A 13,098-nucleotide genomic window follows, 5' to 3' on the forward strand; every position below is an offset into this window, starting at 1 on the left:
GCATGGCCCGGAAGAAGCAGGCGGAGCCGGCCGCGCCTCCCGATTTCCAGGAGCTTGCCCGCCGCATCGGGCATGACTTCGCCAACCCGGCCCTGCTGCGCCAGGCCCTGACCCACCGTTCGGCGGGCGACCCGCAGCGCGGCCAGCTCGATTCCAACGAGCGCCTGGAATTCCTCGGCGACCGGGTTCTGGCGCTGCTGATGGCGGAATGGCTGGGGGAGCGCTTCCCGGAGGAGCGCGAGGGCACGCTGATGCGCCGCTTCGGTGTGCTGGTGGCCTGGGACACCCTGGCCCGGGTGGCGGAGATGGAGGAGCTCGGCCGCTACCTGATGGTGGCGCCGGGCGAGGGGCGCTCGGGCCTCGCCACGCGGCAGAACGTGCTGGCGGATGCGCTGGAAGCGGTGCTCGGCGCGCTCTACCTGGATGGCGGGCTGGAGGCGGCGCGCCGCTTCTTCCGCCGCGCCTTTGCGGGAGAGATCGAGGCCGGGCCGGAACGGCCCCAGGCCTCGCCCAAGAGCCGGCTGCAGGAATGGCTGCAGGGCAGGGGGCATGGGCTGCCGGAGTATCGCCTGGCCTCCACCGCCGGGCCGCCGCACCAGCCGGTGTTCGTGGTGACGGTGACCGCGGCCGGGCGTTCTGCCGAGGGGGTGGGTGACACCAAGCGTGCGGCGGAGCAGCGGGCCGCGGAGGCCTGGCTGGCCGGAATCGGGGGCGGATGAGCGGGAAGGAGTCCATCGTGGGCGGTGCAGCGCCTGGGGCCGAGGAGACCCGGCCCGACGCCGGCGCCGAACGGGCTGGCGCGGCGGCGCCGGGTGCCGGCGAAAGCCAGCACGGGGGGGCTGCCGGTGACACCCTTCACTCTGTGGGTGCCGAAGGGGCTGGCGTGGCGGCTGCCGGCGAGACCCGCTGCGGGCTGGTGGCCGTGGTCGGCGCGCCCAACGCGGGCAAGTCCACCCTGGTGAATGCGCTGGCCGGCACCAAGGTCACCATCGTCTCGCCCAAGCCGCAGACCACCCGCTTCCGCATCCGCGCCGTGGTCATGCACCAGGCCGCGCAGATCGTGCTGGTGGACACGCCCGGCATCTTCACCCCGCGCCGCCGGCTGGACCGCGCCATGGTCGCCGCCGCCTGGGGCGGGGCGCAGGATGCCGACCTCACCCTGCTGATCGTCGATGCCAGGGCCGGTATCACGGAGTCGGTGCGGGCGATCTGCGACAGGCTGGCCAAGGTGAGGCGCCCGGTCTGGCTGGCGCTGAACAAGGTGGATCTGATCGAGCCGCCCCGGCTGCTGCCGCTGGCCGCGGAGCTGAATGCCCTGCTGCCCATCGCCGAAACTTTTATGATCTCCGCCGAGAAGCAGCGCGGCCTGGACCGGCTGCTGGCCAGGCTGGCGGAGGCCATGCCACCCGGCCCCTACCTCTTCCCCGAGGATGAGCTCTCCGACCTGCCCAACCGGATGCTGGCGGCCGAGATCGTGCGGGAGCAGATCCTGCGCCAGACCCATCAGGAGGTGCCCCACCACACCACGGTGGAGACCGAGAGCTGGCAGGAGCGGCCGGATGGCAGCGTGCGCATCGACTGCACCATCTATGTCGGCCGGCCGAGCCAGAAGGCCATCCTGATCGGCGATGCCGGCGCGAGGGTGAAGGCGATCGGCGCCGGGGCACGACGGGAGCTGACGGCGCTGCTGGAGCGGCGGGTTCATCTCTTCCTCAATGTGAAGGACCGGCCGGGCTGGGATGAGGAGACGGGGCGCATCCGCGCCCTCGGCCTGGAACAGGACGAGTAGCGGCGCGCCGTCCCGAGCGTCAGCTTCCAGCGGAGCGGGGAGCCACTCCCGGCAAGGGTAATAGGGCGGTGGCCCTGCGATGGGTGGCAGGGCCGGCCGGACATCCTATCTTTCCCTCATGGAATGGCAGGCCCAGGCAATCGTGCTGGCCGCGCGGCCGCATGGCGAGGGCGGGGCCGTGGTCTCCGTCCTGACCGAGGCCGAGGGTCGCCATGCCGGGCTGGCGCGCGGCGGCGCGTCGCGCGCCCAGGCGCCGCTCTGGCAGCCGGGCAATCTGATCGAGGCGCGTTGGGTGGCGCGGCTGCCGGACCAGCTCGGCAGCCTGACCGGAGAGCTGCTGCACCCGGCCGCCGCCCTGGCCATGGAGGATCCGCTCGCCCTGGCGCTGCTCGCCGCCGGCTGCGCGGTGGCGGAGGCGGCGCTGCCTGAGCGGGAGGCGCATCCGCGCGCCTATCGCGGACTGGCCTCGCTGATTATTCGCCTGCCCGGCGGGGCGGCGCCGGTGCTGGCGGAGTATGTGGGCTGGGAGGCCGAATTGCTGGCCGATCTCGGCTATGGGTTGGACCTGGCGCGCTGCGCCGCGACGGGCGGGACGGAGGCGTTGCGCTGGGTCTCCCCCCGGACCGGTCGGGCGGTGAGCGAGACGGCCGGCGCGCCCTGGGCTGACCGGTTGCTGCCCCTGCCAGGCTTCCTGCTCGGCCAGGGGCCGCCGCCCGGGCCGGCCGAGTGGCGGGACGGGCTGCGCTTGACGGGCCATTTCCTGGCGCGGGACGTGCTGGGGCACCGGCGGCAGGGCCTGCCGCTGGCGCGGGTGGCGCTGGCCGACCGCGTCGCCGCGCTGGCGGCCTAAGGCCGAGCTTCGGCGCGGGCCGCTGGCTCGGTTTCGATCGTCCGCCGGCCCTCTTTCGGGGGCGGACCGGGGACGGGCCTGCCTCCGGCCTGAGGGACCAGGCCGCGAGCAATCGGGCCGGCGATAAGCCGCTCCAGCTGCCGTGCCTGTCGGATCCAAGGGTCCATCGGGGATGCCAACCGGCCGGATATTGCTCCGGCGGCCTGACCCTGGCGCCGGGCCCGCCCTTCCGCTAGACCGGGCCGGACAGGAACGAAGCGCGAATCCGAAGCCCATGCCGGACGACATCAAGGCTCCCCCCGCCCCCGGGCCGGAGGGCGGCGCCACCCGAGACACCCGCCTCGCCGATGCGCTCTCCGAGCGCTACCTGGCCTATGCCATGTCCACCATCATGGCGCGCAGCCTGCCGGATGTGCGGGACGGGCTGAAGCCGGTGCATCGCCGCCTGCTCTGGGCCATGCACCAGCTCAAGCTGGACCCGGATGCGGGCTTCAAGAAATGCGCCCGCATCGTCGGCGACGTGATGGGCAAATACCATCCGCATGGCGATGCCGCGATCTACGACGCCATGGTGCGCCTGGCCCAGGATTTCGCCGCCCGCTATCCGCTGGTGGAAGGCCAGGGCAATTTCGGCAATATCGACGGCGATAACGCCGCGGCCATGCGCTACACTGAGGCCCGCCTCACCGAGGTGGCGCAGGCCATGCTCGCCGGCATCGACGACGACACCGTCGATTTCCGCGCCACCTATGATGGGGAGGAGCAGGAGCCGGTGGTGCTGCCGGCCGCCTTCCCGAACCTGCTGGCCAATGGCGCCAACGGCATCGCCGTCGGCATGGCGACCAGCATCCCGCCGCACAATGCCGGGGAGCTCTGCGCCGCGGCCCTGGCGCAGCTCGAGGTGTTCCGGGCGCAGAAGCTGACGCTGGAACAGGTGAAGCTGCGGCCGGGCGAGGCCGGCAGCCTGCTGGGCGGCGCGCCGCACCCGGCGCGGGCCGAGTTCCTCGACGCGTCGCTGGCGCCGATGCTGGCCGTGGTGAAGGGCCCGGACTTCCCCACCGGCGGCGTGCTGGTGGAGCCGCCTGAGGCGATCCGCGAGGCCTACCGCACCGGCCGCGGCGGGTTCCGGGTGCGCGCCAGATGGGAGCAGGAGGCGCAGAAGAACGGCACCTGGCGGATCGTCGTCACCGAGATTCCCTACCAGGTGCAGAAGGCGAAGCTGATCGAACAGATCGCCGCGCTGCTGGAGGAGAAGAAGCTGCCCCTGCTGGGCGATGTGCGGGACGAGAGCACCGACGTTGTGCGCCTGGTGCTGGAGCCGAAGAGCCGCAACATCGACCCGGCCATGCTGATGGAGACGCTGTTCCGAGCGACCGGGCTGGAGGCGCGCATCCCGCTCAACATGAACGTGCTGGATGCCGACCGCACGCCGCGGGTGATGGGCCTGCCGGAGGTGCTGTGGAGCTGGCTGGAGCACCGGCACGAGGTGCTGGTCCGCCGCACCGAGCACCGGCTGGCGGCGATCGCCCGGCGGCTCGAGATCCTCGACGGCTACCTCATCGTCTATCTCAACCTCGATGAGGTGATCCGCATCGTGCGGGAGGAGGACAAGCCGAAGGAGGCCCTGATGGCCGCCTTCGGCCTGACCGAGATCCAGGCCAACGCCATCCTCGACATGCGGCTGCGCGCCCTGCGCAAGCTGGAGGAGATGGAGATCCGCAAGGAGCACAAGAAGCTCAGCGCGGAGCAGAAGAGCCTGCAGGGGCTGATGAAGTCCGAGGCGAAGCGCTGGGACGCGATCGGCGCCGAGCTGGAGGCGATGCAGGCGAAATTCGGCGCCGGCGCCCTGGTGAAGGGCGTGGCGGCGGATGCTCATCCCTGGGTGCGGGACCCCTATGCCCGCCGTACCGTCACCGGCGCGGCGCTGCCCGCGGTGGTGGTGGACGAGAACGCCTTCCTTGAGCGCGAGCCGATCACCGTCATCCTCTCCGAAAAGGGCTGGATCCGGGCGCAGAAGGGCCACATCCCCGAAGATGCTGAGTTGCGCTTCAAGGAGGGCGACAGCCTGCACACCTGGGTGCATGCCCAGACCACGGACCGACTCGTGCTCTTCGCTACCAACGGCAAGGCCTACACGCTGAAGGCGGAGGCCATCCCGCGCGGCCGCGGCGATGGCCAGCCGGTGCGGCTGATGGTGGATCTCACCAACGAGGACGCCGTGCTTTCCCTGCACGTCCACCGGGAGGGGGAGCGCTTCCTGGTCGCCTCCCAGGACGGAAGGGGCTTTGTGGTGAAGGGAGAGGACCTGCTGGCGGAAAAGCGCACCGGCAAGCAGGTGCTGGTGCCGGAGGCGGGCAAGGAGGCGCTGCTCTGCGTCCCGGCGGAGGGCGACACCGTCGCGGTGATCGGCGAGAACCGCAAGCTGCTGCTCTTCCCGCTGGACCAGGTGCCGGAGATGGCGCGCGGCCGCGGCGTGCAACTGCAATCCTACAAGGAGGGCGGGCTCGCCGACGCCAAGGTGTTCACCCGCAAGGAGGGGCTGAGCTGGCGCCTCGGCGACAGGGTGCGGGTGGAGACCGACCTAGCGCCCTGGCGCGGCAACCGGGCCGGGGCGGGGCGGCTGCCGCCCAACGGCTTCCCGCGGAGCAACCGCTTCGGCGAGTGACCGGCCGGCCCTCGCGGCGGGCCCCTGCATGGGGCCGGTCCGGGTCGCGGGCGGTTCGGGGGGCGTAGCGCGGTCCGCCAGGGCATGGCGACCGCGGCCGCCCTTCAGCTGTTCAGGAGGCAGTGCCCGGCATGGGCTGCCCCGGCAGCATGCGCAGATACCAGGCGGCACCCTGTCGGGCGGCCGAGCGGTGCAGCAGCTCCGCCGTCCGCTCCAGGGACAAGGCATCGCGCAGCAGGGCATCGGCATCGGCCCCGCAGCTCATGAGCGTTCTGAGGCGTCTCAATTCTGCGGCTTTGACGAGAAGTTCGTCGATCATCTTCGCGTTCATGGACTGCCACATACACCTGTGGATTGCGCGGGGAAGGCCAGGCCCGACCTCGGCGGGTTAACTTTACCGCGAGCGTTTCGGTCGGATCCGGCGCCGGCAGAGGGCGTGGCCTCGTTCGGCCCATCGCCCGGTCCCAGCCGCCGCACTGCGCTTCCTGCAGCGCCGCGTCGGCGTTGCGGAGCAGGACGGTGAGCGCACCACGGCGCCGATGGCGACCGTCACAGCCAACGCGCCCCGCTGCGCCGGGCATAAAGCCCAGCGACGGCGCGCTCGAATTAAACACGAAGACAGGGACTTCCGGCCCGCTTCAGCGGCAGACATCATCCCGCTGGCGGAGACTGGCGGCCAGCCTCTCCGCCACGTCGCGGAGCATGACATCGCCGGCCTCATGGCCGCAGCTGCCCCCGGTCCGCTTGAAACTACCGCTGTCGAACAGCGGCACCGTGGAGGAGGGCGTCGCGCCGCCCGGCCAGGCCGCCGGGGGAGGAAACGGAGCTGGAAAAGTTACCTGCCGGGCCGGATCACCGGGCGCCACGGCCCGCACAACCTTAGCGCGCTCCCGGCGATTTTATGATCACGCCATGGCTTGCAGAAGGCCAGCCGATAAGGTTGCCATTCATGATGGCTTCAGCAGGAGAACGCCGGTGCCACCTTCACGCCCTGCCTCGAGGGCGCCCGAAAATCGGCCTGATCGCCGGCCTGCCGGGACGCTCGCTGCGCGTCCCGCGCCCCGGCGGCGCAGGCCCGTGGCAGGCCGTGCATGCGTCCCGAGCTGACGCTCCCGATACCCTCCTTGGCGCAGGAGGCCGCGCACCCTTTCCTCGCCGGCGGCGGCGAAATGGGGGCGCTGATGCGGCGGCACGACTGGGCTGCGACATCCCTCGGCCCTCCCGGCTCCTGGCCCCAGAGCCTGAAGACCGCCGTCCGCATCATGCTGACCTCGCGCCAGCCGATCTGGATCGGCTGGGGAAAGGATTTGGTCTTCCTCTACAACGATCCCTACAAGGCGATCATCGGCGGTAAGCATCCCTGGGCGCTGGGCCGGCCCACCGCCGAGGTCTGGCAGGAGATCTGGGACGATATCGGCCCGCTGCTCGCCACCGCGCTGACTGGCGACGAAGGCACCTATGTGGAGAAGCAGCTCCTCGTCATGGAGCGCCACGGCTATCCGGAGGAGACCTACTACACCTTCTCCTACAGCCCGGTGCCGAAGGACGGGCCGGGCACCGGCGGCATCATCTGCGCCAATACCGAGGACACCCAACGCGTCATCGGCGAGCGCCAACTCGCCCTGCTGCGGGACCTTGCCGCCAACACCGCCGATGCGCGGAACTGGCGGCAGGTCTGCGAACGGGCAGCCGCCACCCTCGCCGGCAACCCGCGCGACCTGCCCTTTGCCCTGCTCTACATGGCGGTGCCGGACGGGGAGAGCCTCTCCCTCCTCGGCACCGCGGGCATCACCGTCGGGCACCCGGCTGCGCCCGCCCGCCTGCCGCTCGCCGGCGGCGACTCGCCCTGGCCGGTCGCCGAGGTGCTGCGCCAGCCGGAGCTGCGCCTGGTCCCGGACCTGTCGGCCCGGTTCGGCTTCGGCTTGCCGGCCGGCGCCTGGCCGCGACCGCCCACCCAGGCCGTCCTGCTGCCCATTGCCACCGCCGGGGCGACAGGGCGGGCCGGCTGCCTCGTCGTCGGGCTGAATCCCTTCCGCCTGTTTGACGAGGGCTACCGGCAATTCCTCGGCCTGGTCTCCGGCCAGGTCTCGGCCGCCATCGCCAATGCCGATGCCTATGAGGAGGAGCGGCGGCGGGCCGAGGCGCTGGCCGAGCTGGACCGCGCCAAGACCGCCTTCTTCTCCAATGTCAGCCACGAATTCCGCACGCCGCTGACGCTGATGCTCAGCCCGCTGGAAGAGGTGCTGGCCGAGGCGGCGCGGCTGGCGCCGGAGGATCGCAAGCGGGTGGAGGTGGCGCACCGCAACGCCCACCGCCTGCTGCGGCTGGTGAACAGCCTGCTGGATTTCTCCCGCGTCGAGGCCGGGCGCGCCCAGGCGCATTTCGTCCCGGTGGACCTTGCCGCCTTCACCGCCGAACTCGCCTCCTCCTTCCGCTCGCTCTGCGAGCGCGCCGGGCTGGCGCTGGAGGTGGATTGTCCGACTTTGCCAGCGCCGGTCCTCGTGGACCGCAGCATGTGGGAGACGATCGTCCTCAACCTGCTCTCCAACGCCTTCAAATTCACCTTCGAGGGCAGCATCGGCGTCTCGCTTCGCGCGGTGTCCGGCGCCACGGCGGCGCTGACGGTCCGCGACACCGGCACCGGCATCCCGGCCGCGGCCCTGCCGCGGATCTTCGAGCGCTTCCACCGTGTGGAGGGCGCCAGGGGCCGCAGCTTCGAGGGCAGCGGCATCGGCCTGGCGCTGGTGCGGGAGCTGGTGCGGCTGCATGGCGGCGAGATCGCGGTGGAGAGCCGTCCGGGCGAGGGCAGCGCCTTCACCGTGACGCTGCCCTTCGGGGTCGGTCATCTGCCGGCTGCGGCCGCGCCCGCCCCGGCCTCGGGCCGCGCCGGGGCCTATGTCGAGGAGGCGCGCCGCTGGCTGCAGGGGGAGGCGGCGGAGGCGGAACGCCCGCTGCCGGCCGAGCGCCCCGAGGATCTCCTGCGGCTGCCCGCCCTGCCGGGCGGCGGGCGGGGCGGGTACGTGCTGCTGGCCGACGACAATGCCGATATGCGCGACTATGTCGGCCGGCTGCTGACCGATTTCGGTTATGCGGTGGCGGCGGTGGCGGATGGCGAGGCGGCGCTGGCGGCGGCGCGGCAGCGGCGGCCCGACCTCGTGCTCTCGGACGTGATGATGCCGCGCCTCGACGGCTTCGGCCTGCTGCGGGCGCTGCGGGCCGATCCCGGCCTGGCGGAAGTGCCGGTCATCCTCCTCTCCGCCCGGGCCGGTGAGGAAGCTGAGGTGGAGGGGCTGGATGCCGGCGCGGATGACTACCTGATCAAGCCCTTCTCCGCCCGCGAGCTGCTGGCCCGGGTCAGTGCCAATCTGTCGCTCGCTCGGATCCGCCGCGAGGCGGCGGAGGCGGTGCGCGCCCGCTCCGCCGAGCTTGAGGCCGTGCTGGCGACGGTCCCGGCCGGCGTCTGGTTCACCCGGGACGCCGAGGCGCGGGAGGTCTGGGGCAACCGCCGCGCCGCGGCGTTGCTCCACCTGCCGGAGGACGCCAATGCCTCCCTGGCGGCAGCGGTGTCGGAGCGCCCGAGCTTCCGCGCCTTCCGCGACGGGGTGGAGGCGGCAGTGGAGACCCTGCCGATCCAGCGCGCGGCACGCGGCGAGGAGGTGCGCGGCGACGAGCAGGAGATCCGCTTCGCCGACGGCTCCCCCTCCGTGGTGTTGCTGTGCCATGCGACGCCGCTGCGCGATGCGGCGGGCGAAGTGACGGGGGCGGTCTGCGCCGCAGTGGACATCACCGACCGCCGCCGGACGGAGGAGGCGCTGCGCGAGGAAACGCGCCGGCTGGAATTGCTCAACCGCACCGGAGAGGCGCTGGCCGCCGAACTCGACCTCAGCCGCGTGGTCCAGATGGTGACGGATGCCGCGACCGAGCTCTCCGGTGCGGCCTTCGGCGCCTTCTTCTACAACGTGCTGGACGAGCGCGGGGAGGCCTACACCCTCTATGCCCTGTCGGGCGCTCCGCGGGAGGCCTTCGACAATTTCCCGATGCCGCGCAATACCGAGGTCTTCGGGCCAACTTTTCGTGGCGAGGGCATCGTCCGGGTAGACGACATCACGCAGGACCCTCGCTACGGGCGTAACGCACCGAATCGCGGCATGCCGGAGGGGCATCTGCCGGTGCGGAGCTACCTGGCGGTGCCAGTCACCTCCCGGTCGGGCGGGGTGCTGGGCGGGCTGTTCTTCGGCCACCCGCGGCCGGGGATGTTCACCGAGCGGTCGGAGCGGCTGGTTGCCGGCATCGCCGTGCAGGCGGCGATCGCCATCGACAATGCCCGGCTCTATCAGGCTGCGCAGCGGGAGATTGCAGCGCGCGGCGCGGTGGAGGCGGCGCTCCGCAGCAGCGAGGCGCGGCTGCGCGACCTGCTGGCGACGCTCGACCTCGGCGCCTCCATGGCACGCGACCTGGCCGGTACCATTCTCTTCTGGTCGGAAGGCTGCGCCCGGCTCTATGGCTGGAGCGTGGCGGAGGCAACCGGCCGCGACGCCCATCTTCTGCTGCGCACCGTCTTCCCGATCCCGCGCGCAGAGATCGAGGCCAGGCTGGAGCGGGAGGGCGAGTGGGTCGGCGACCTTCGGCAGATCACCCGGAAGGGGACCGAGGTGGTCGTCGCGGCCCGCAAGATGCTGCGGCGCGATGCCGAGGGCCGGCCGGTGGCGGTGCTGGAATCCTTGACCGACGTGACCGCACAGCGCTTGGCCGAAGCGGCGCTGCGGGAGGCGCTGGAGGTCCGGGAGGCGCTGCTGCACGAGGTCAACCACCGGGTGAAGAACAGCCTCCAGCTCGTCTCTTCCTTGCTCTCCCTGCAGGCCTCCCGCTCCGCCGATCCGGAGTTGCAGATCGGGCTGGCGGAGGCGCGGGGGCGCATCGGCGTGGTCTCCCAGGTGCATCGGCGGCTCTATCAGTCCGGGACCCATGGCCGCATCGACGACCTCGGGACCTTCCTGCGGGAGCTGTGCGACGATACGGTCGCGGCGCTCGATCCGCGGGGGCGCATCCAGCTCGAATTCGAGTCCGAGGCGGCTCGCGGCGGCGGGGCGATGCGCGCGCCTGTGGACCGGGCGGTGCCGCTGGCGTTGGTCATCTCGGAACTGGTGACGAATGCGGTGAAATATGCCTTTCCAGAGGGCCAGGAGGGCACGGTGCAGGTCTCCCTGCGGCGATCGGAGGTGGAAGCGAGCATGCTGGTCATCTCGGTGCGGGATGACGGGGTCGGCCTGCCGGAAGGGTTCGACCCTGCGGCCTCCCGCGGGGTCGGCATGCGCATCGTGACAACCCTGGTCCGACAATTGCGTGGCCGGCTGGAGGTCCGTTCCGCCCCGCCGGAGGGCGGCACCGCCTTCGATGTCATCATGCCGCTGCCGGACTCCAGGGAAGACGGCGCCGGGGCAGGGGAGAGCGGGTCTTGATCGGCCGAGACAAGTTGATGCTGCTGATGATGGTGGCCGATGCGGGCGGGAACAGCGGCAATCCGCTCCGCATCCTGGTGATCGAGGACGAGGCGCTGGTCGCGCTGGAGATCGAATCCTTCCTCACCGCCGCGGGCCATATCGTGGTGGGCGTGGCGGCGGATGGCGGCAGCGCCGCGCGGCTGGCCCGGCAGGCCACCCCGCAGCCCGACCTTGCGCTGGTGGACATCAGGCTGGCGAACGGGTCCAGCGGGGTGCAGATCGCCGCCGATTTCGCCACGCTCGGCATTCCGGTGCTGTTCGTCACCGGCAATTGCCCGGGCACCGAGGACCGGAGCGTGGCGCTGGGCTGCCTGAGCAAGCCCTTCACGGAAGGCGAGCTGGTCGCCTCCGTCGCCGCGGCCGAGGCGGTGATGCGGGGGCGTCCTTTGCCGCGACGCCTGCCCTCCGGCCTACAGCTCTACGGCACCGGCTGAAGCGCGCCGCCCGGGCGGCACCCGCCCGGACCCTGGCCCTGCGGGGGCGGCCAAGCCCCCCGCCGGCAGCGCTGCGGCCTGCGGCGGCGCCGCGCCCGCTCAGCCCTTCGGCCAATAAGCCTCGGCCGTCGCCATGGAGGGCGGATCCACCACCTGCGGCACGCCCGATTTCCACTGCACGGTGACGAGCTGCGCATCCACCAGCCGGCCGCGCTCATCGTATTTCAGCCGCTTGCTGGGGAAGAACAGCGCCGGGCCCTCATTGCGGATGTCGAAGCCGCGGATCGCCTCCGCCACCTTCTTCCGGTCGGGGGAGGCGGCGCGCTCCATCGCCTCCCGCAGGATCATCATGTGCGCATAGGGGAAGATGCTGTCATGGCCCATCCAGGGCTCCTTGGTGCGCTCCTTGAAGCGGGCGACCAGCGCGTCCTGCTCCTTGCCCGGCCAATTCGCCATGCAGACCATCAGCCCTTCCAGGATCTGCGGGCTCGTCAGCTGCACCAGCTCCGGCACTGCCATGTGGCCGCCATTGCCGATGGTCGGCAGCTTCGCCTGGCCGAGGCCATATTCGTTCAGCTTCTCCACCAGCAGCTTGTCGTCCGGGACGTTGGTGGCGATCAGCAGCAGGAAGTCCGGCCGTGCGCTGCGCACCTTCTGGATCAGCGGCGTGGCGTCCGAGAGCGGCGGAGTGAAGGTCTCGTCCACCACGATGCGCAGCCCGTATTTCGCCGCCTCCGTCGCCCGTACTGGCTTCACGAAGCTCTGCGGCGAGGCGGTGCTGTCCGAGATCAGGCCGACCCGCGTCGGCTTCTTGCCGGTTGCCCGCTCCGCAAGCTGCATCAGCGTCGGCAGGATGGCGATGGCCTGGTTGTCGTTGGTCGGCGAGGACTGGAAGATGTAGCGGAAGCCGCGGCTCGTCAGGCTGTCGGCGTAGGAGAGGGTCAGCCAGGGGATCTCGGCGCGCTCCGTCACCTCCGTCACCGCCAGGGTGAAGCTGCTGAGCCAGGCGCCGGTGCCGCCGACCAGGTCCGGCTCCTGCGCCACCAGGCGCTGGGCGGCGTTCTTCGCCTTCTCCGTGCTGTCGCCGGCATCGTAGATGACGAGCTTCATCTTCGCCCCGCCCAGGGCGCGGACGCCGCCGGAGGCGTTGATGTCGTCGATCGCCATCTCCGCGCCCATCTTCATCAGCAGCCCCTGGCGCGCCCAGGGGCCGGAGATCGGTGCCAGCAATGCGACCTTCACCTCGGACGGCGCCTGGGCGCGGGCGCGGCGGACGCCGCCGAGCGTCGCGGCCCCGGCGCCGAGCGCCAGGGCGTCGCGGCGGGTGATGTTGCCTGTCATGTCGTTCCCTCCCCGGTGGATGGTCATCCGTCCTCGCCGATCCCGAGATAGGAGCGGCGCACGCGGTCGTCGCTGAGCAGCGTCTGGTAGGGCCCTTCCAGCACGATGCGGCCGGTCTCCAGCACATACCCGCGGTCGGCCAGCTCCAGCGCCTCCGCCACGCGCTGCTCCACCAGCAGGATGGTCAGCCCGGCCTCCCGGTGGATCTGCGAGATGCGGTCGAAGATCATGTCGGCCACCGCCGGGGCTAGGCCCATGGAGGGCTCGTCCAGCATCAGCAGCCGCGGCGCGCTGGCCAGGCCGCGGGCGATGGCCAGCATCTGCTGCTCTCCGCCCGAGAGGGTGCCGGCGAGCTGGCTTTCCCGCTGCGCCAGGATGGGGAAGAGGGCGTGGATGCGTTCCAGCGTCTCCGCCCAGCGCTGCCGCCCGGCCTCGGGATAGGCTCCCATCTCGATATTCTCGCGCACCGTCAGGCCCTTGAAGACCTGGCGGCCTTCCGGGACATGAGCGATGCCGAG

At 71.6% G+C, this 13,098-nt stretch carries 10 protein-coding genes; 6 read left to right on the plus strand and 4 right to left on the minus strand.

Annotation, left to right across the window (positions count from 1 at the left end; genetic code table 11):
* The first annotated feature begins 2 nt into the window (after positions 1-2).
* From rnc to NJ376_RS13315, 4 genes are all read left to right on the plus strand, one after another.
* On the plus strand, positions 3-719 hold the full coding sequence (gene rnc, locus NJ376_RS13300; protein ID WP_252953755.1) for a ribonuclease III: 717 nt from the start codon (positions 3-5) through the stop codon (positions 717-719).
* A 164-nt stretch (positions 720-883) separates the two neighbouring features.
* Positions 884-1,789, plus strand: coding sequence for a GTPase Era (era, locus tag NJ376_RS13305; protein WP_252953756.1), 906 nt, complete (start codon positions 884-886; stop codon positions 1,787-1,789).
* Positions 1,790-1,907: 118 nt separating this feature from the next.
* Positions 1,908-2,639 (plus strand): DNA repair protein RecO, encoded by a 732-nt coding sequence (gene recO, locus NJ376_RS13310; protein ID WP_252953765.1) that lies wholly within the window; start codon positions 1,908-1,910, stop codon positions 2,637-2,639.
* Positions 2,640-2,913: 274 nt separating this feature from the next.
* Positions 2,914-5,304: a DNA topoisomerase IV subunit A gene (locus NJ376_RS13315; protein ID WP_252953757.1), complete on the plus strand. Its 2,391-nt coding sequence runs from the start codon at positions 2,914-2,916 to the stop codon at positions 5,302-5,304.
* Positions 5,305-5,416: 112 nt separating this feature from the next.
* Here the strand turns inward: NJ376_RS13315 and NJ376_RS13320 are convergent, their stop codons facing one another.
* The gene (locus tag NJ376_RS13320) at positions 5,417-5,635 is read right to left on the minus strand and encodes a hypothetical protein (RefSeq protein ID WP_252953758.1); all 219 of its coding nucleotides are present in this window, start codon (positions 5,633-5,635) and stop codon (positions 5,417-5,419) included.
* Between the two features lie 307 nt (positions 5,636-5,942).
* Positions 5,943-6,170: a diguanylate cyclase domain-containing protein gene (locus tag NJ376_RS29315; protein WP_252953759.1), complete on the minus strand. Its 228-nt coding sequence runs from the start codon at positions 6,168-6,170 to the stop codon at positions 5,943-5,945.
* A gap of 225 nt (positions 6,171-6,395) precedes the next feature.
* Here NJ376_RS29315 and NJ376_RS13330 point away from each other — a divergent pair, with 225 nt between their 5' ends.
* Positions 6,396-10,763 (plus strand): ATP-binding protein, encoded by a 4,368-nt coding sequence (locus tag NJ376_RS13330; RefSeq protein ID WP_252953760.1) that lies wholly within the window; start codon positions 6,396-6,398, stop codon positions 10,761-10,763.
* On the plus strand, positions 10,760-11,239 hold the full coding sequence (locus NJ376_RS13335) for a response regulator (RefSeq protein ID WP_252953761.1): 480 nt from the start codon (positions 10,760-10,762) through the stop codon (positions 11,237-11,239). The genes NJ376_RS13330 and NJ376_RS13335 overlap by 4 nt, the downstream gene beginning before the upstream one ends.
* A 99-nt stretch (positions 11,240-11,338) precedes the next feature.
* On the opposite strand, the gene NJ376_RS13340 is transcribed toward NJ376_RS13335, so the two are convergent.
* Both NJ376_RS13340 and NJ376_RS13345 read right to left on the minus strand, forming a co-directional pair.
* Positions 11,339-12,580: an ABC transporter substrate-binding protein gene (locus NJ376_RS13340; protein WP_252953762.1), complete on the minus strand. Its 1,242-nt coding sequence runs from the start codon at positions 12,578-12,580 to the stop codon at positions 11,339-11,341.
* A 23-nt stretch (positions 12,581-12,603) separates the two neighbouring features.
* Positions 12,604-13,098: ABC transporter ATP-binding protein (locus tag NJ376_RS13345; protein WP_252953763.1), on the minus strand; the 495-nt coding region annotated here is incomplete at its 5' end.

The sequence above is a fragment of the Siccirubricoccus soli genome (assembly GCF_024178315.1).
Classification (GTDB): domain Bacteria; phylum Pseudomonadota; class Alphaproteobacteria; order Acetobacterales; family Acetobacteraceae; genus Siccirubricoccus; species Siccirubricoccus soli.